We start from the raw sequence: 17,910 nt of genomic DNA on the forward strand, positions 1-17,910 counted from the left end.
GGCCGAACCATCGCAATCGATGGTGATGGAGCCGGCGGGCAGGCCCTCGGGATGCGCCTTGGTCACCGCGTTACCCAGGATGGTGCCCACGCAACGGTTGACGTTGGCGATATCGGCGCGGAAGCGAATCGGACGCAGGTGCGCACGGGCATCGGCCGTATAGGGCACAAACAACGTGGAGTCGAGCGTCTTGTCGAGCTCGCTGTCCGCGGCCATCTGCGGCAGGAAGTGACGGCCGTCGGCACCCGGGATATGGGCACCAAACTCACAGGTCGCACTCGCCAGCACGGGCGACAGATCGAGCAGGTTGGCCTTGCGGTTGCCCGGGACCTCGATCTGGCGCAAGCACTCGGGATGGCCGACCATCTCATCGATGGTGCGGAAGCCCAGGCTCGCCATGACCTCGCGCAGCTGCTCGGCAACAAAGAGCATAAAGTGCTCGACGTGCTCTGGCTTGCCGCGGAAGCCGCGACGCAGGCGGCAGTTTTGCGTAGCGATGCCGGCCGGGCAGGTATCCTGCTGGCAGTCGCGCTGCATGAGGCAGCCCATGGAGATGAGCGGCATGGTCGCAAAGCCAAACTCCTCGGCACCCAGCAGGCAGGCGACGGCGACGTCGGTGCCGTCCATGAGCTTGCCATCGGCCTCGAGCACCACGCGTGAGCGCAAACCGTTTTGCAGCAGCGTCTGCTGGGCCTCGGCAAGGCCAAGCTCCAGCGGCAGACCCGCGTGCCAGATAGAGTCGCGCGCAGCGGCACCCGAGCCGCCATTGTGGCCGCTGATCAAAATCTTGTCGGCAGCGCCCTTGGCCACGCCGGTGGCGATGGTGCCGACGCCGGCCTCGCTGACCAGCTTGACCGACACGCGCGCGCCGGGGTTGGCGTTCTTAAGATCGAAGATAAGCTCCGCCAGGTCCTCGATGGAGTAGATGTCGTGGTGCGGCGGAGGCGAAATCAGGCCGATGCCGGGCGTGGACTGACGGACCTCGGCAATCCAGGGGTAGACCTTCTTGCCGGGCAGGTGACCGCCCTCACCGGGCTTGGCGCCCTGGGCCATCTTGATCTGAATCTCGAAGGCGCTGCACAGGTAGCGGCTCGTCACGCCAAAGCGCGCGCTTGCCACCTGCTTGATGGCGGAATTCTTGGAGTCACCGTTGGCCAGCGGGGTCTCGCGACGCGGATCCTCGCCGCCCTCGCCCGAGTTGGAACGACCGTGCAGGCGGTTCATGGCGATGGCCATGCACTCGTGTGCCTCTTTGCTGATGGAACCGTACGACATGGCGCCGGTGTTAAAGCGACGGACGATGTTGAGCGCGGGCTCCACCTCGTCGAGCGAAACCGGCGTGCGACCGTTGGCATTAAAGTCCAGCAGGTCACGCAGGCGCACGGCACGGCCGGTGCGGTGCAGGCGGGCGCTGTACTCCTTAAAGGTGTCGTAGCTGTCCTCGCGGCAGGCGGTCTGCAGCAGGTAGACGGTCTGCGGGTCGATAAGGTGATCCTCGCCGCCGAGCGGGCGCCACTTGGTCAGACCCAGCGTGGGCAGCTGATCGGGAGCCGGGCTCTTGAGGATAGCGAGCGCGGCGTCGTAGTGCTCATTCTGCTCGCGCTCGACGTCCTCGACACCCATACCGCCCACACGGCTCACCGTGCCGGCGAAGTACGCGTTGACGAACTCCGGCGTAAAGCCCACGGCCTCGAAGATCTGCGCCGAATGGTAGCTCTGCACCGTGGAGATACCCATCTTGGACATGATGGAAACGATGCCGGCGGTCGCAGCCTTGTTGTAGTTGGCGATGCCCTGCTCGGCCGTCACGCCCAGGTCGCTGCGTGCCGCCAGATCGCGGATGCACGCATGTGCGTTGTACGGATAGATGCCGCTCGCGGAGTAGCCCACCAGTGCCGCAAAGTCGTGCGGAGACACGGCGTCGCCGCACTCCACCACGATGTCGGCAAAGGTACGCACGCCGGCGCGGATCAGGTGGTTGTGCACGCAGCCCACGGCGAGCAGCGACGGCACGGGCACCTCACCCGCAGCGGCGCGATCGCTCAACACCACGATGTTCACGCCGTCGCGGACCGCAGCCTCAACATCCTCTGCAAGCTGCTTGAGCGCAGCCTGCAGCGCGCCCTCGCCGGCGTCGCGGCGGTAGACGGCACGGAAACGGCGGGTCTTAAAGCCCACGCGGTCGATGGCGCAGATACGCTCGAACTCCTCCTCGCTCAGCAGCGGACGCTCCAAGCGCACCAGCTGGCAGGCCGTGCGGGAATCCTCGAGCAGGTTGCCGTGGTTGCCCAGGTAGAGCGTGGTCGAAGTCACCATGTGCTCGCGCAGGGCATCGATCGGCGGGTTCGTGACCTGGGCGAACAGCTGATAGAAGTAGTCGAAGAACGAACGCGTCTTCTTGGACAGGCAGGCCAGCGGCGCATCGATACCCATCGAGGCGAGCGGCGCCTTGCCCTGCTGGGCCATGGGACGCACGACTTCGTCAACATCATCCCAGTGATACCCGAGCTTGGCCATGCGCACGGCGGCGGGCACCTCGGCGTCCTCGGCGGGCGTGGGCGCGACGGGCTTGTCGAGCGCGTCGACGGTCAGCGTCTCTTCGGCGATCCAGTCGCGATAGGGCTTTTCCTTGGCGTAACGGGCACGCAGCTCATCGTTGTAGATGACGCGCCCGCGGGCAAAGTCGACCTCGAGCATCTGGCCCGGTCCTAGGCAGCCGCTCGTCAGGATGTTCTCGGGGCTCACCTCGATGGTGCCCACCTCGCTCGCCAGCATAAAGCGACCGTCGCGCGTCACATAGTAGCGGGCGGGACGCAGGCCGTTACGGTCGAGGGCGGCACCCAGCGTGCGACCGTCGGTAAAGGCGATGGCCGCCGGGCCATCCCACGGCTCCATGAGCATGGACTGGTAAGCGTCGTAGGCGCGGCACTCCTCACTCAGGCTGTCGTTGTGGTCCCACGGCTCGGGCAGCAGCATGGATGCGGCACGCGTGAGCGGACGACCGTTCATGACCAAAAACTCAAGCACATTGTCCAGAATCGCGGAGTCGGAGCCCTCGCGGTTGATGATGGGCATCACGCGCTCAAGATCGTGCTGCAGCACGGGGCTGTACAGGTTGGGTTCGCGGGCGCGAATCCAGTTGACGTTGCCCTTGAGGGTATTGATCTCGCCGTTGTGGATGATAAAGCGGTTGGGATGTGCGCGCTCCCAGCTGGGCGTGGTGTTGGTGGAGTAGCGCGAGTGGACGAGCGCCACGGCCGTTTTGACGGCGGCGTCGTTGAGGTCGATGAAGAAACGGCGCATCTGCGTGGCCACAAGCATGCCCTTGTACACGATGGTGCGCGAGCTCATGGAGCACACATAGAAGATCTTGTCGCGCAGGGCGAACTCAGCGTCGGCCTTCTTTTCGATGGTGCGGCGGCACACGTACAGGCGACGCTCAAAGGCATCGCCGGCGGGCGTGTCGTCCGGACGGCCCAGGAAAGCCTGCAGGATAGTAGGCATGCAGGCGCGGGCCGTCTCGCCCAGGTCGTGCGGGTCGACCGGCACCTCGCGCCAGAAGAGCAGCGGCACGCCGGCTTCGGCGCAGCCCTCCTCAAACACGCGGCGGGCATCCTCTACGCCCTTGTCGTCCTGCGGGAAGAACAGCATGGCCACGCCATAGTCGCCCTCTGCCGGCAGAATCTGGCCGCACTTTTGGGCCTCTTTACGGAAAAAGTGATGCGGAACCTGGAACAGGATGCCGGCGCCGTCGCCGGTGTTCTTCTCGAGTCCCGTACCGCCGCGGTGCTCCAAGTTGACCAGAATGGACAGTGCGTCGTCCAGAATCTGGTGATGGCGCTCGCCGTTGATATCGGCAAGCGCGCCGATGCCACATGCATCGTGGTCGAATTCGGGGCGATAAAGGCCCTGCTGCTGAGCGAAATCTGCCTGCATCGCGATCCTCCCCTAGCTATTAGACAGTCAGTTGACTAGGCATACTAGGTGCATCGCCGGCCCGTTGTGTTTCCCGCCCGTTTCGAAACAATCGCGTAACGCACGCCCTACGAGTGGACACCGCCGACCTCAAGGGCGACAACATAGGCCCCAAGTTCGGCCTGTAAGCTCACCGCTTCAAACATCTCAATCCGTAACAGTAAGACCCAATTTCCATCCCTAGTTGTTACAGATCAAGACATTTCAGCAATCCCCTTTCACCACCCTATTCAAATACAACAATTTTGTTAGTCTTAGTTAACTTTTGAGCCTAAAACGGGTATCCTTTGCGGCGTCAAACAAACGGCACGCAGGAGCTCACCATGCTCAACCATCTCAAACAACACTTTGGCTGCCGACGCACCGGTGGTCACGGAGGCCTAGACATTGCGCGGCACATCGGCCCCGGGCTGCTCGTGACCGTCGGCTTTATCGACCCGGGCAACTGGGCCTCCAATATGGCCGCGGGCTCGCAGTTTGGCTACGCGCTGCTGTGGATCGTCACACTGTCCACGATTATGCTCATTGTGCTGCAGCACAATGCGGCGCACCTGGGTATCGCCACGGGCGCCTGTCTTGCCGAGGCCACGACCCGCTTTCTCCCCCGCATCGTGGGACGCGCGGTGCTCGGCAGCGCCTATCTCGCGACCATCGCCACCGCCATGGCCGAAGTCCTGGGTGGCGCGATTGCCCTTCAAATGCTCTTTGGGCTGCCCGTGCGCGCGGGCTGCGTCATCGTGGCGGCAGTATCGATGGCGATGCTCATGACGAACTCCTACAAGCGTGCCGAACGCTGGATCATCGCCTTCGTAGGCGTGGTAGGACTCTCGTTTTTGGCCGAGCTTGCACTAGTCAAGGTCGACTGGCCGCAGGCCGCCGCAAGCTGGATCACACCCAGTATGCCCACCGGCTCGGCCGCGATTATCGTAAGTGTCCTAGGCGCGGTCGTTATGCCTCACAACCTCTTCCTGCACTCCGAGGTCATCCAATCCATGCACTTCGAAGGCCAAGGCGAGCAGATTATCGAGGAACGTCTGCGCTACGAACTCTTCGACACGCTCTTTTCGATGGGCGTGGGCTGGGCGATCAACTCGGCCATGGTCATCCTGGCCGCAACGACCTTCTTTGCGCATGGCATTGTCGTAGACGACCTCGCCGTCGCAGCGGACACGCTCTCCCCCATTCTGGGCCCGGCAAGCTCGACCATCTTTGCGGTGGCACTGCTGTTTGCGGGCATATCGAGTAGTGTGACGGTGGGCATGGCAGCAGGCACCATCACCGCGGGCATGTTCGACGAGGAATACGACATCCACGACCGACATTCCTCGATCGGGGTGGCGGCCTGTTTCGTCGGCGCAGTGACGGCGTGCCTGGTCGTCCCAAATCCTTTTGAAGGTCTCATCTGGAGTCAGGCATTGTTGTCGCTTCAGTTGCCGATTACGGTCTTTGTGCTCATACGACTCACCAGTTCGCGCCGCGTCATGGGCAAATACGCCAACTCGCGCCCGCTCAACGCGCTGCTCGTAGGGATCGGCGTCATCGTGACGATTCTCGACATCGTGCTGCTAACGGGAATGTAATTGGGATGGCGTGACTGTCCAGATATAACGTCTTAATCTGTAACACGTGAGACCGTTTTAAACCGTCAGATAAATCAAAAGGGTCCCGGCCGAGAATTCGACCGGGACCCTTGGACAGAGCTATGTTCGGCTTTCGCCGTGTGCCTGCGAGTTACTCCTCGACGAGCTCAAACTGATCGGGACCGACGCCGCACACCGGGCACACGTAATCCTCGGGCAGCTCGGGCGTGTCGACCTCAACCTCGTAACCGCAAACGGTGCACACAAACTTATACGTCTTCTTTTCCTCAGCCATGATGTTCTCCTCTCGAACGTGACTGCTGGTGTACTTACTTATTAGTATATATTCTCAATAACATAATGCAAGTATTTTTAGAACATTTCTAGCCTTGATACGACGAGGCTTTGGGCGGCGTCTTGCCCTTTAGCACCTTGTGATAGTAGTCGTACGTCAGCGGCGTCTCGTCGCTCAGGCGCTCGGCATCCTCGACCTCGCCAATAAACAGCAGATGCGTGCCCACATCCACAGTGTCGATCAAACGGCAGCTAAACAGGGCCGCCGCGTGCTCGGGCACATAGGGCATGCCCAGAGCCGTCTCGCGGGTCTCGTATTTGGCAAACTTGTCATAATCGCTGCTGGTGCGGAACCCAAAGTTACCGATGTAGAGCATGTCGGCGGTCTGATCGATCACGGTCAGCGCGAACGCTTTGGCCGATGCGATGACGCCCGAGGTGACATTGTCCTTGTTCACGGCAACCGAAATACGCGGCGGCATGGACGTCACCTGCACCGCAGTGTTGATGACGCAGCCGGCGCGCAGCCCGTCTGCCGCGGCGCTCACCACGTACAGGCCACTCGGCATGGTAAAGAACGCAGTTTTGTCCATAACGATCACTCCCCTAGCTCGGGTTGGAACCTCATGAATGTATGTACCCACAAAAAAGGCGGCACCCATAACGGACGCCGCCTTTGAGACATATGTGTCAGAACAGTAAGAAAGATAAGACGCCCGCAGTTGCGGTGAAATAGGGACTGAATAGCCCCTCAAACAGGCAAAACAGTCCGTATTCCACCGCAACTTATACAGAGTGCCTAGCGGTTGCGTTCCTTAAGGGCGCGGTCGATCTCGCGTTGGACATCACGCTTGGCCATGTCCTCGCGCTTGTCGTAGAGCTTCTTGCCGCGGCCCAGACCCAGCAGCAGCTTTACGCGGCCGTCGGTATTAAAGTAGAGTTCCAACGGAACCAGCGCATAACCACGGTTGCGAAGTTTGCCGTCAAGAAAGTCGATCTCCTTGCGGTGCAGCAGCAGACGACGCCGACGGTCGGGATCGCGATTCCACACGCCACCATGGCTATAAGGGTGGATATGCAGGCCGACGAGCCAGCACTCGCCGCCACGAATCAGCGCAAAAGTGTCAGTGATCTGACAGGCGCGCTCGCGAATCGACTTGACCTCGGTGCCGCTCAGCTCAATACCGCACTCAAACGTCTCATCGATAAAGTACTCGTGATGTGCCGAGCGATTCTTGGAAATGAGTTTGCGCTCGCGCTTACTGGGCATCGCCGGCCTCCTTGGCGCCATCGGTTCCCTTGTCGGCACCTGCGCGCTTTGCCTTGCGCTCGGCATTGAGCTCGGCATCGCTCTCGCGCACCAGTTTGATAATCGCCGCGCAGGCCTCCTCGCCCACCAAGTCGCGAGCACGCACCGTCAGGCGCGTCGCCTCCTGCTTGTCGCCGTCGCTTGCAGCATCGGTCGCACACATGATCAGGCAGATGGCGATCTCGGCCGAAGGTGAGGTCGGCACGCCCTGCAGGGCGAGCTCACCCATCACGTGGTCGTCGCTCTCATCGGCGGCATCCGGATAGGTGGTATGGATCTTGTTGAGCAGGCGCGTCGTATGCGCATCGTTGGGCGCCAGGCGCAGCGCCAGACGCGCGCAGCCCACGGCAGCCGAAACGTTCTCGGTCTCGGGCTCCAAGAAGTACTGACCTAGATTGGCGTAAGCGCGGGCGGCGCACTTGCCATCGCTTGCACGCTCCAGCACCGAGAACGAGAGCGATGCCCATTCCTGCTTGTCCTCGAGAGCGCGGAACAGCTCGGCCAGATCCAGGCGGTAGTTGCAGTTCATGGGGTCCCAGCGCACGGCCTGCATCAAGGCGTTGCGAGCACTCACATAATCCTGCTGGCGAATGTAGGCAAACGCCATGTCAGAGTACAGGCGGTCAAACGGCACCTCGACCTGCACGAGCTCGCGCGGATCCTTCTCCACGCGGCGATAGGCCAAGCGCTCAAACTTGCTATCGAAGCTAAAGTATTGACGCTTCTCCTCCGTCTTGCACTCAGCGTCGATATACTCCTCGGCGAGCTCCACCAGACGCTCCAGCAGCGGCGTCGCCGTAGCCAGGTCGCCCTGCGCCAGATAGTTCTCGGCATACGTGATGTCTTGCAAGCTGATGGGCAGATCCATGGCTACTCCTCGATCCGGGCGGCAGACTCAACGCGCGCCTTAAGCATCGGTCAATACACAAAACCCGGGTCTCTTACGAGGCCCGGGCATTCAATTTTGGTAGCCCGTACCAGATTCGAACTGGTGATCTCCGCCTTGAGAGGGCGGCGTCCTAAACCGCTAGACGAACGGGCCATATGTAGCAAATGCAATGGCTGGGATGGAGGGAGTCGAACCCCCATTGACGGAACCAGAATCCGCTGTCCTGCCATTAGACGACATCCCAATGACTGCATCGCTGCGCTCGGCTGTGCCTTTGCGCAAGAAAGAAATATACGGGAAGTCTCGCCGTGACGCAAGCCCCAATTTTGACTTTTTTGAAATTCAGTCAAATTGGCCTAATTTAGTCCAACCCGTGAAGGACCTGTGAAGCCGACCGCTGTACACGAAGGGCAAAACACCGCGAGCGGTAGCCGTCAACCGTTGGCAGATTCTACCGCGAAAACGATAGCACCAGGCAACACAATCGAAGTATCAATGATCGCGTAGATATCGAGGTACCATGGACGAAGAGCTTGATTACCTATGGGAGACCCTGGGCCTCGAGATCACTGCCGACCTTTGGCCCGAACGGGACAAAATCCATCCCACACTGCGCCCCGCCATTACTGTGGTGCAGGCAAAATACCGCCGTGCATCCTTTTTGATCATGCGGATGTCATGGCACGCGGGACTCCCCGACCTTAAGCGAATCCAGGCAAGCCTCGTCGAGTTGTCCGGTATGCCGACCGTCATATCCGAGGCGCACCTGGAGCAGCGCCAGCGCGAGCGACTGCAACAGCAGCGGATTCCCTTTATCTGCCCCGGCGTTCAGGCATATCTGCCCTTTATGGACGAGGAGTACTGGAGCGGCAAGCCCAACAAACACGTAAAGGTCTACGATCCGCACGAATGGGCACAGCTGGCGGACTGACTGGGGCAGGCCCGCCGGCGGAAAGTGCGTCCCAGATTTCAAGCTCAAACTGGTCCCCACTTTCCCGTCGAGCCCTCAACCGGAAACCGTGTCCCACAATCGAAGCTCAGAATGGGACGTGCTTTCCGCAACCGGCCACTTTGGGAAAGCGCATCCCATTCTGGAAGCGAATTCCGGGTCGCACTTTCCGCAGCCGCTACAGCAACGCCTCGGCCCAAGCCGCTTCCCTAAAGCCGGGAATCGCAAAGTCGTCGCCCACCAGCAGCGGACGCTTGACCAGCATGCCGTCGGTCGCCAGCAGCTCGTAGCACTCCCGATCCGTCATGCCCGCATCCAGACGCGCCTTCAGGCCCAGCTCTCGATATTTCATGCCCGACGAATTAAAGAAGCGCCGCACCGGCAGCCCCGAACGAGCAATCCAGGTCGCAAGCTCATCAGCCGTGGGATTGTCCAAAACGATATCGCGATCGATATACTCTACCCCATGTTCGTCCAGCCATGCCTTGGCCTTCTTACAGGTCGAGCACTTGGGATATTCAACAAACAGTACAGTCATGGGAATCCTCCGAATATAGATCGGCCAACGCAGGCACACGCCACACGAGGCGCCTTCGTATGATGGGCCAATTGTAGCCCGCGGGTCACACGTTAAACGAACCGTACCCCGAATCCGCGCTTGATAAACGGCAGCAGTTCCATTGCCTCGGGCGTGATATGGCCCGCAACGTTCATGCGCTCGTCACCGGGAAGATCGACCCGCGCAATCTCAAGCTCGCCTTCGTAGCGCCCATATCCGCTATTGCTCACAGCGATCGACCCCGCCTTTCGCGGCAGGCCGGCTCCGGCATCCGTCGGCACGGAATCCGGCTTAAGCTTCGTACGTGACTCCTGAGACCTAAAGATGAGGACACTCGAGTCGGGCCGGTCGTGATGAATCTGCCCGCGCACATAGGCATAACTGAGCTCAAGCTCGCATTGCAGGTCCACGTATCCGGCGGAAACTTGAGCAAACTGCGCCCAGCCCGCATCGGAAAGATCGGGGTCGCCGACCAACACAATGTCGCAATCGGCGCCATGTGCAAGCTCAAGCATATTGAGGGCAACCTTTGACGCGCGACCGCGCTGCGCCTCGACCGTCGGCAGTCCCTCGAATACCGGCCCGCGAACGTTAGCATCACCCGGCACAAAAGCCATGATTTCGAATCCAAGCGCCGCAAGACGAAGATTCACCCGAGCAATGTCCTCCAGAGCTAAACCGGTATAAGGCTTGGGGTAAAAATTGTGGCAGGCGGCAAAACGAGTCACATCGGCACCGGCCTCACGCCACGATGCGATTTCATCAGAACTCACTGTCGATGCATTGACCACAATGCGAAATACACCGGACAGCTCCGCGACCCGCTGGGCGCTAAAGCCATAGTCCAAACGAAGGTATTCCAACCCCAGATCGCGCAAGTCCTCGATGCGCTCAAGCCCGAGCAAATCGCACGTGCGAGGCCCCACATCGGCAATGAGCGCAATGCCGCGGGCGGAAAGCAGCGACAGCACATGACGGACCTTATCGGCATACGCCGCTCCCCCATCCTCGGGAATATGCAGCGAGGTGAACGCATAGCGCGCACCCGCCGCGGCACCACGCTCAATCGTCCGCTCAATATCCTGCAGAGGGCTGGAAAGATAAATCGAAATACCCGTTTTCACGCTTCAACGCTCCTTTAAAAAAGGCCGGCGGAGCAGTTAGCCCCGCCGGCACAACCATAGCGTCAAGAAATCTGCCGCGCACCGCGAGCCCCGAGCAACACGGCTCGCGATATCAAACTACTCGCCAAAGAACTCGTTGATCTTCTGCTCGTCGACGCCAAAGAACCACGTCAGGACAAAGCCGGCGGCATAGGCAAGCAGCATAGCGGCAACGTAGCCGAGCTGCTGGCCAGGAACAACGATCAGCAGGCCAAACAGACCGGAAACGCCCTGAGAAACCGTGCCGATGTGAAGCAGCGCCGCGAGCGCGCCGCCAAATCCGGCACCCAGGCAGGCCGTCACAAACGGACGAACGAGCGGCAGCGTAACAGCATACATCAGAGGCTCTCCCACACCCAGGATTCCAACGGGAATGGACTCTGCGACGTACTTCTTGAGCTTGGCGTTCTTGGTCTTAAAGTACAGCGCCAAACCGGCACCGACCTGGCCGCCGCCAGCCATCATAAGGATGGGAAGCAGGTAATTGATACCCTTGGTAGCGCCGTCGGGATCGTTGAGCATAGCGTGGATCGGCGTGAGCGCCTGATGCAGGCCGACGGAAACCAGCGGCAAGAAGCCTGCCGACAGGATATAGCCGCCCAGGACGCCCAGCTTCTCGAAGATAAAGGTCAAAACGCTAAAGATGGCAGTCGTCAGCCATGCGCCAACCGGCTGGATGACGAGCATCAGAGCAAAGGCGCCGATGATGAGCACCAGCAGCGGAGACAAGAACGTGTCGAGTGCGTTGGGCATAACCTTGCGAATCTGACGCTCCATCCAGGCAAAAAATGCGCCAGCGATGAGAGCCGCGATCATGCCGCCCGCTGCGGGGTTGTACTGCGCATTGGTGAGCGGCAGCAGAATGGCAGTGGCAGGATCAGCCGCGCCAGGCGCAAGCAGGGGCATGGCACTGTTGGCGATACACATCATGCCGGCGATGCCGCCCAGCGCAGCGGAGCCACCAAACTCACGTGCCGCGTTATAGCCCACCAAGATGGGCAGATAGGCAAACAGGGCCCAGCCCATGGAACGAATGCCCTGGTACCACCACTCGCCTGCAAGCGCGCCTGCCGTCGAGACGTTAATGACGTTGCAGATACCGTTGATGAGGCCAGCCGCAATGATGCCGGGAAGTAGGGCGACGAAGACATTGGAAATCTTCTTGAGGAAGGCCTGAACCGGCTTGGACTCGTACTTGGCCTTCTGCGCGGCCTTGTTTGTGGCCGCAGCGTCAACCACGCTCTCGTCAGCAACGCCTTTCGCAAGGCCGGTGAGCTTGGAGAACTCCTCGAGCACCTTATTCACCTTGCCCGGACCCAGCACGATCTGCATCGTGTCGTCCTCGACCAGGCCCATCACGCCGTCGAGTGCCTTAATGCCCTCCGTGTCGACGTTGCCCGTGTCTTTGACGGTCACGCGCAGGCGCGTCATGCACGCCGCGTTTGCGAGCACGTTGTCTTTACCGCCCAAAAGGTCCAGCAGCTTTTGAGCCAGCTCTTTGTTCGTCATAACTCCTCCTTGTATTGGGTATCTCGTCTGAATGTCATATCAGCTCACGCCGCGCACCTATTGGGCATCGGCATTGCTCTTCTCATGGCCACTCACCGCAGCACGGACATGGCCTCGCGCCCGCTCAAGAGCTACCGTAGCCTGCTCGGCATCGCAGTCCAGCAGTACCGAGACAATAGCGGTTTTTACGTGGCCGCCGGCATCTGCAAGCGCCTGAACGGCGCGCTCGCGCGTGCAGCCGGTCGCCTCCATCACGATGTTCTGGCCGCGCACCACCAACTTCTCGTTCGTCTGCTGCACATCGACCATCAGGTTTTGGTATACCTTGCCGATCTTGACCATGGCACCGGTCGAAATCATGTTGAGAATGAGCTTTTGAACCGTTCCCGCCTTGAGCCTCGTTGAGCCGGTCAGCACCTCGGGACCGGGCACGGGCTCAATGGCAAGATCTGCGCTCTCCCCGATCTTCGACCCTTGGTTGCAGGCAATTGCAATGGTCTTGCACCCAGTTGCCTTGGCGTACACAAGGCCGCCCACCACATAAGGAGTACGACCGCTTGCCGCCAGGCCAACGACAAGATCCTTGTCCGAGAGTCCACGCTCTCGCAGGTCGTTCGCGCCAAGCTCCTCGCTGTCTTCGGCACCTTCGACAGCCTTGATAAACGCCGTCTCGCCTCCGGCAATGAGCCCGACAATCAGATCGGGTGACACGCCAAACGTGGGCGGACACTCCGAAGCGTCGAGTACGCCCAGACGACCGCTGGTGCCTGCGCCCATGTAAAAGACGCGCCCGCCGCGCTCGAGTGTCTCAGCAGCCCAGTCGATTGCTGTGGCAACCTGGGGCAACACTTTCGTGACCGACTGGACGGCACGAAGATCCTCATCGTTCATCGTCGTGACGATTTGCAGCGATGTCATCGTATCGAGGTCCATTGACCTTTGATTACGCTGTTCGGTCGTGAATTTTGTTAAATCGAGCATTTCATTCACCTCATCTTTCCTGTTTCTCGATGTAGTTTTGCTTAATGACATGCGTCGCCCGTTCGTAGTCGCTGGCAACGTAAGCAGCGTACAGGGCATCGACAACCATAAGCTGGGCCATACGCGAAGCCATGGCACCGCTGCGGACCAAGGGTTCACTCGCAGCGACGCCGAGCACGGCATCGGCCATGGTGGCAAGCTTGGATGATCCATCTACTTTGGTAACGGCCACTACGGGACAGTTGTGGCGTTGAGCCTCGGCGGTGCAGTCCAGCACCTCTTGCGTCAAGCCCGAGTAACTAAAGGCGATTGCCATATCGCCCTCATGCATGTTCTTGGCACATAAGAGCTGATCATGCCAGTCGTCGTACAGATGGCACTCTTTGTCGACACGCATGAGCTTTTGCGCCAGGTCGTGCGCGACCAAACGAGAAGCACCAATACCGAACAGATTGACCGCGCGTGCCCGCTTAAGACGGGCCGCGCATCGCTCCAAGACGGTGTAATCGAGCGTTCGCGCCGTCGCCTCGATCGTGCGCACGTTGCTTTTCATCACCTTCCCCACGATGCGTTCGACGCTGTCATCCATGGAGATGTCCTCGAGAGCTACGTCTTTCTTGTCACCTAAGAGCGCCAGCTCGGCAATCAGTTCGCGCTGGAACTCCTTGTAGCCCGCAAAACCCAAACGCTTGCAAAAGCGCAAAATGCTCGAGGGCGAGGAGAACGTGACATCGGCAAGACCGCGGACGGACAGCCCGACCACCTCGTGCGGATGAGCGCTTACATATGCGATGACATTGCGTTCCGCCGGGCTCGCGCTGAGCTCACGCTCGCGAAGCCGCAAAAGCAATCCGTTTGCCATCTCAAACACCTCCGTTGAGAAGAATTAAAGACCAACGAACGATTAGTACCGGATACAAACAGCTTTTGCGGTACATTGTGCCGCATCGTGGCGCACAAAGGGCGAGCGTTCTACCGCTCGCCCCTCAAATCCGACCGCTCGGAAATACGCGCGACACAAAATAATTCAACAAGGTCGCATTATCAGAAACGGGTTTGTTACCGGCTAGCGCCTCGCATGGGCGCCGATCGGCCGAGTCGCATGGCGCACCAACGCCGCCGTCAGCAATACCAACAGCATGGCGATGACATAGCCCGCAGCATCGAATCCTAAATCGATAACGTCGAAATGCCTGCCGGGAACAAAGATCTTATGTACCTGATCGCCAACGGAGCAGGCGGCGCAAAAGAGCAATACGGGCACGCAACGGGAGCATACGCTCCACGGACGCCTGGAAAAGCAAGCCACGACCACCGAGGCGAACAATCCGACGAAGAAAAACTCTACGGTATGGGCAACGCGACGGACGTTCGTGCCCACCCACATGCGAATGGAAGCAAGTCGGCCAGACCGGACATTCGAGGCAGCCGAATCGGTGCCCCCGGTCATTCCGTTCTCCGCCTGAGCTTCACCCGTGGCATCGACAGCCTGAACGCCCGTAGCCTGACCCTCCACCACACGCGCGGTGGACTCGCTCAGCAACGACGTCTCCACCGCATTTTGCTCCGTCAGCACCCAGATGCCCGCCAGCGTTGCAGCGAACAGAACGATCGCGGTCCATCCGATTATTTGTTTTACGCGCGCCAAGGGTCAACCTCCTTTTTTGAATATCAGCGAGTGTAGCCCCAAATGGCATCGTCACCGTATCAAAATTTGAATCGCAACAGGAAGCGACAAAGCGACGCAAAACCCTACCCCGCCTCGCGCATCCAGCGATCGAACGTCCCCACGCACACGCCCAGGCACTTTGCTGCCTGGCTGCGGGTAATATCGCCCGCCTCATAGCTATCGCGCACCAGCTCAAACTGAGGAGGGCATGGCTTGCGAGGTCGACCGAAACGGACCCCTCGCGCCCGCGCCGCTGCAATCCCCTCCGCCTGGCGCCGATGGATATTCTCGCGCTCCACCTGCGCCACGTAGCTCAGCAGCTGCAGCACAATATCAGCAATCAGGGTGTTAGTCACATCCGGCGCGCCGCTGGCCCTGGCGCGCGTGTCAAGCAATGGCATATCCAACACCACAATGGCAACCCCGAGCACCTTGGTAATGCGTCGCCATTCCTCAAGAATCTCGGAGTAATTACGGCCAAGTCGGTCGATAGAAAGCACCACCAGCACGTCCCCGTCTCCCAGGACGTGCAGCAGCTCGCGATAACGCGGTCGATCGAAGTCCTTGCCGCTCGCATGGTCGGCATAAATATTCGCCGAGCCCACGCCATAGGCGCCCAGCGCATCCAGCTGCCGATTAAGATTCTGATCGCGCGAACTCACCCGCGCATAACCGTACACCGTCGCCATCTCATCCCCGCTTTCTTGTAAACCTGCCAAAAGGGACAGGTTTATTTTGGTAGGTTTTACCTCTCAAATAGCAGGTAAGCGGGCGGCCGAGCAGACGGCAAGGTAGCCACGATTCAAATGCGAAGGGCGGTCCCGAAAGGCCGCCCTCCGCTCCCCCACCATGAGTCGGGATTTGGCTAATGGATAAGCTTAAAGTCCAAGTGCCCACGCGTGGTATTGACGCGCGAGACCTCGATAATCACGCGCTGCCCCAGCTCGTAACGGGTGCCCGTGTCGGCACCTGTGAGCGTGAGCGCGTCCTCGTCGAACTCGAACCACTCGTTGCCCAGACTCTTGATCGAAACCAAGCCTTCGACCTGCGTTAGGTCCAAGCGCACAAAAAGGCCCATGCTGCTAACCCACGAGACGGTTCCGGCATAGCGCTCGCCCAGACGGTCCTCATAGTACTGGGCAATCTTGATCTTTTGCGTCGCATGGCTGGCGGCATCTGCCGCGCGCTCGGCATCGCTGCATGCGCGGCAGATCTGCGGCAGAATGCGCGGCAGTGACTCGCGCCCCTTGCCGATCAGGCGCGGCATACGGACCAGGGCGTCCTTGCCGCCCAGCTGCTCATAGGCCAACTGCAGCTTGAGTACGCGGTGCACCACCAGATCGGGGTAGCGACGGATGGGACTCGTAAAGTGACAGTAGCACGGCGCGGCGAGCGCAAAGTGGCCCTCGTTGCGCGGCTTGTACAGCGCGCGCTGCATGCTGCGCAGAAGCAGCGTGTTGACGAGCGGTGCGTTGGCCGTACCGGCGGCAGCATCAACTGCAGCCTGCAGCTCATCGGGGCTCCCCAGGGCAATACCGGCAGCACGGCGATCGTCGATGATGCCTAGCTGCGCCAGCGCAACGGCGGCACCGTGCAGGCTATCGGGGCTCGGATCTTCATGCACGCGATAGCAGGCCTCGATATCACGGTCTGCCAGCCACTCTGCAACGCACTCGTTGGCGAGCAGCATGGCTTCCTCGATAAGCGACGTGGCACACGAACGCTCACGCGCCACAATCTGCACGGGCACTCCGTCCTCATCCAATAGAGCGCGAATCTCGGCTGTGTCAAAATCGACTGAGCCGCGGGCGCGACGAATACGACGGCGAAGTTCGGCGAGTTCGTTAGCGGAGACAAGGAAATCGCCGAGGTCGATGTTGTAGCCGCGGGCGGCCTCCTCGCACGCAAGACCGCGCTCAAGCGCTTCCTCGCGCGAGGTCTCGGCAGCCGCAACATCCTCGGCTGCACCCTCCAGCACCGAATACTCAACCGCGCCGGCACGCACCAGCAGCGCCTCGGCGCCGTCATAGTCCATACGCACACGCGAGCGAATCACGCTGGGATACGGATCGTAATGCCGCACGCGACCCTGCGCATCGAGCTCGATATCGACGGTAAACGCAAGACGGTCCTCGTCAGGGCGAAGCGAGCACAGGTCACAGGACAGGCGTTCGGGCAGCATGGGAAGCACGCGATCGGCCAGATACACCGATGTCGTACGATGGCGAGCCTCAAGATCGATATGCCCGTCCCAAGCCACATAGTGTGAAACGTCGGCGATATGCACACCCAGCTTGTAGCCACCCTCGGGCGTGCGCTCCAACGAAATGGCATCGTCAAAGTCGCGCGCGTCGACCGGGTCGATCGTGATGACAAAGCGGTCGCGCAGATCGCGGCGGAGCGGGTCCTTAAGCGCCGCGGACACATCGAGCGAAAGCCCCTCGGCCTCGTCCAGCGCGGCCTCGGGATAGCTATCGGTATAGCCGTAACGCGCCATCACATATTGAACGCCCAAATCGGGCGCGTCATCTCCGCCAATGCGGCGCTCGATCGTCACGGTACCCGATTCCAGGCGCGTCGGGTAGGTCAAAATGCGCGCGACAACAGCGTCACCCGGGTGGACACCCAGACGATCCGCCGAGGTATCCTCGGGCAGAATGAAGAAGTCGGCCTTCAGACGCGAATCGAGCGGCTCGATCACACCGAGCGGACCGGCGGTCTGGTACGTGCCCACCACGCTTATGGCTGCACGCTCAACCACGCTTTCGATCACGGCGCGCCGCTCACCGTGCGGGCTGTTCTTAATGCTCACGGCAACGGTATCGCCATCCATGATCTCGCGCTTACCGCGGCCCATGACCTTGTAGTCGCCGTTTTCGGTTACAACGTAGGCGCTATGCTCATGGAGCTGCACGCGCCCGGTCAGGCTCGGACGGCGTTCGCTGCGCACCGGCCCGCGCTGATTGCGAGCTCCACGCTTATGCTTGTTATTGCGCCCCATGGCGCCTCCTAACTATCGATTGCGAACTCCAA

The 17,910-nt window shown here is 60.5% G+C and carries 15 protein-coding genes and 2 tRNA genes; 2 read left to right on the plus strand and 15 right to left on the minus strand.

From position 1 onward, the window contains the following. Positions 1 to 3,936 (minus strand): glutamate synthase large subunit (gene gltB, locus AB5767_RS07665; protein WP_368153312.1); only part of this gene is annotated, 3,936 nt, incomplete at its 3' end. A 362-nt stretch (positions 3,937 to 4,298) separates the two neighbouring features. Between gltB and AB5767_RS07670 the strand changes: the two genes are divergently transcribed. Further along, on the plus strand, positions 4,299 to 5,555 hold the full coding sequence (locus AB5767_RS07670; RefSeq protein ID WP_368131316.1) for an Nramp family divalent metal transporter: 1,257 nt from the start codon (positions 4,299 to 4,301) through the stop codon (positions 5,553 to 5,555). 151 nt (positions 5,556 to 5,706) lie between these two features. Here AB5767_RS07670 and AB5767_RS07675 read toward each other — a convergent pair whose 3' ends face one another. The 6 genes from AB5767_RS07675 to AB5767_RS07700 all read right to left on the minus strand — a co-directional run bounded on the left by AB5767_RS07675 (position 5,707) and on the right by AB5767_RS07700 (position 8,291). Then, positions 5,707 to 5,850 (minus strand): rubredoxin-like domain-containing protein, encoded by a 144-nt coding sequence (locus AB5767_RS07675; RefSeq protein WP_035137395.1) that lies wholly within the window; start codon positions 5,848 to 5,850, stop codon positions 5,707 to 5,709. A gap of 88 nt (positions 5,851 to 5,938) precedes the next feature. Continuing rightward, entirely contained in the window at positions 5,939 to 6,442 is a 504-nt protein-coding gene (locus AB5767_RS07680) for a flavin reductase family protein (RefSeq protein ID WP_117746556.1), read from the minus strand. Between the two features lie 206 nt (positions 6,443 to 6,648). Then, complete coding sequence (smpB, locus tag AB5767_RS07685; RefSeq protein ID WP_006235325.1) at positions 6,649 to 7,119, minus strand: SsrA-binding protein SmpB; 471 nt, start codon at positions 7,117 to 7,119, stop codon at positions 6,649 to 6,651. Further along, entirely contained in the window at positions 7,109 to 8,026 is a 918-nt protein-coding gene (locus tag AB5767_RS07690) for a tetratricopeptide repeat protein (RefSeq protein ID WP_271759129.1), read from the minus strand. Before AB5767_RS07690 ends, smpB begins: the two co-directional genes overlap by 11 nt. A gap of 97 nt (positions 8,027 to 8,123) precedes the next feature. Then, positions 8,124 to 8,200, minus strand: a tRNA-Glu gene (locus tag AB5767_RS07695). 17 nt (positions 8,201 to 8,217) lie between these two features. Further along, positions 8,218 to 8,291 (minus strand) — tRNA-Gln (locus AB5767_RS07700). 276 nt (positions 8,292 to 8,567) lie between these two features. On the opposite strand from AB5767_RS07700, the gene AB5767_RS07705 reads away from it, so the two are divergent. After that, on the plus strand, positions 8,568 to 8,978 hold the full coding sequence (locus AB5767_RS07705; RefSeq protein ID WP_006235322.1) for a hypothetical protein: 411 nt from the start codon (positions 8,568 to 8,570) through the stop codon (positions 8,976 to 8,978). A 196-nt stretch (positions 8,979 to 9,174) separates the two neighbouring features. Here the strand turns inward: AB5767_RS07705 and AB5767_RS07710 are convergent, their stop codons facing one another. The 8 genes from AB5767_RS07710 to AB5767_RS07745 all read right to left on the minus strand — a co-directional run bounded on the left by AB5767_RS07710 (position 9,175) and on the right by AB5767_RS07745 (position 17,878). Further along, positions 9,175 to 9,534 (minus strand): arsenate reductase family protein, encoded by a 360-nt coding sequence (locus tag AB5767_RS07710; RefSeq protein ID WP_006235321.1) that lies wholly within the window; start codon positions 9,532 to 9,534, stop codon positions 9,175 to 9,177. Between the two features lie 92 nt (positions 9,535 to 9,626). Continuing rightward, positions 9,627 to 10,679 carry a MupG family TIM beta-alpha barrel fold protein gene (locus tag AB5767_RS07715; protein WP_195919690.1) on the minus strand — a complete coding sequence of 351 codons (1,053 nt, stop codon included), beginning with the start codon at positions 10,677 to 10,679 and terminating at the stop codon, positions 9,627 to 9,629. Between the two features lie 117 nt (positions 10,680 to 10,796). Continuing rightward, positions 10,797 to 12,227: a PTS transporter subunit EIIC gene (locus tag AB5767_RS07720; RefSeq protein WP_035137407.1), complete on the minus strand. Its 1,431-nt coding sequence runs from the start codon at positions 12,225 to 12,227 to the stop codon at positions 10,797 to 10,799. Positions 12,228 to 12,284: 57 nt separating this feature from the next. Then, complete coding sequence (murQ, locus tag AB5767_RS07725) at positions 12,285 to 13,208, minus strand: N-acetylmuramic acid 6-phosphate etherase (protein ID WP_368131315.1); 924 nt, start codon at positions 13,206 to 13,208, stop codon at positions 12,285 to 12,287. 10 nt (positions 13,209 to 13,218) lie between these two features. After that, positions 13,219 to 14,070, minus strand: coding sequence for a MurR/RpiR family transcriptional regulator (locus AB5767_RS07730; protein WP_055310345.1), 852 nt, complete (start codon positions 14,068 to 14,070; stop codon positions 13,219 to 13,221). A gap of 204 nt (positions 14,071 to 14,274) precedes the next feature. Next, on the minus strand, positions 14,275 to 14,856 hold the full coding sequence (locus AB5767_RS07735) for a VanZ family protein (RefSeq protein WP_368131314.1): 582 nt from the start codon (positions 14,854 to 14,856) through the stop codon (positions 14,275 to 14,277). 104 nt (positions 14,857 to 14,960) lie between these two features. Further along, positions 14,961 to 15,566, minus strand: a complete 606-nt coding sequence (locus tag AB5767_RS07740) for a recombinase family protein (RefSeq protein ID WP_195919687.1) — start codon at positions 15,564 to 15,566, stop codon at positions 14,961 to 14,963. A gap of 176 nt (positions 15,567 to 15,742) precedes the next feature. Next, entirely contained in the window at positions 15,743 to 17,878 is a 2,136-nt protein-coding gene (locus tag AB5767_RS07745; RefSeq protein WP_368132783.1) for a ribonuclease R family protein, read from the minus strand. Positions 17,879 to 17,910 lie beyond the last annotated feature (32 nt).

It is taken from the genome of Collinsella aerofaciens (assembly GCF_040926265.1).
Lineage (GTDB): Bacteria > Actinomycetota > Coriobacteriia > Coriobacteriales > Coriobacteriaceae > Collinsella > Collinsella aerofaciens_BB.

Excerpts from the sequence above, each read along its gene's own strand:
- AB5767_RS07670 (WP_368131316.1), top strand. The coding sequence starts at position 4,299 with ATGCTCAACCATCTCAAACAACACTTTGGCTGCCGACGCACCGGTGGT.
- AB5767_RS07675 (WP_035137395.1), bottom strand. The coding sequence starts at position 5,850 with ATGGCTGAGGAAAAGAAGACGTATAAGTTTGTGTGCACCGTTTGCGGT.
- AB5767_RS07680 (WP_117746556.1), bottom strand. The coding sequence starts at position 6,442 with ATGGACAAAACTGCGTTCTTTACCATGCCGAGTGGCCTGTACGTGGTG.
- smpB (WP_006235325.1), bottom strand. The coding sequence starts at position 7,119 with ATGCCCAGTAAGCGCGAGCGCAAACTCATTTCCAAGAATCGCTCGGCA.
- AB5767_RS07690 (WP_271759129.1), bottom strand. The coding sequence starts at position 8,026 with ATGGATCTGCCCATCAGCTTGCAAGACATCACGTATGCCGAGAACTAT.
- AB5767_RS07705 (WP_006235322.1), top strand. The coding sequence starts at position 8,568 with ATGGACGAAGAGCTTGATTACCTATGGGAGACCCTGGGCCTCGAGATC.
- AB5767_RS07710 (WP_006235321.1), bottom strand. The coding sequence starts at position 9,534 with ATGACTGTACTGTTTGTTGAATATCCCAAGTGCTCGACCTGTAAGAAG.
- AB5767_RS07720 (WP_035137407.1), bottom strand. The coding sequence starts at position 12,227 with ATGACGAACAAAGAGCTGGCTCAAAAGCTGCTGGACCTTTTGGGCGGT.
- murQ (WP_368131315.1), bottom strand. The coding sequence starts at position 13,208 with ATGCTCGATTTAACAAAATTCACGACCGAACAGCGTAATCAAAGGTCA.
- AB5767_RS07730 (WP_055310345.1), bottom strand. The coding sequence starts at position 14,070 with ATGGCAAACGGATTGCTTTTGCGGCTTCGCGAGCGTGAGCTCAGCGCG.
- AB5767_RS07740 (WP_195919687.1), bottom strand. The coding sequence starts at position 15,566 with ATGGCGACGGTGTACGGTTATGCGCGGGTGAGTTCGCGCGATCAGAAT.
- AB5767_RS07745 (WP_368132783.1), bottom strand. The coding sequence starts at position 17,878 with ATGGGGCGCAATAACAAGCATAAGCGTGGAGCTCGCAATCAGCGCGGG.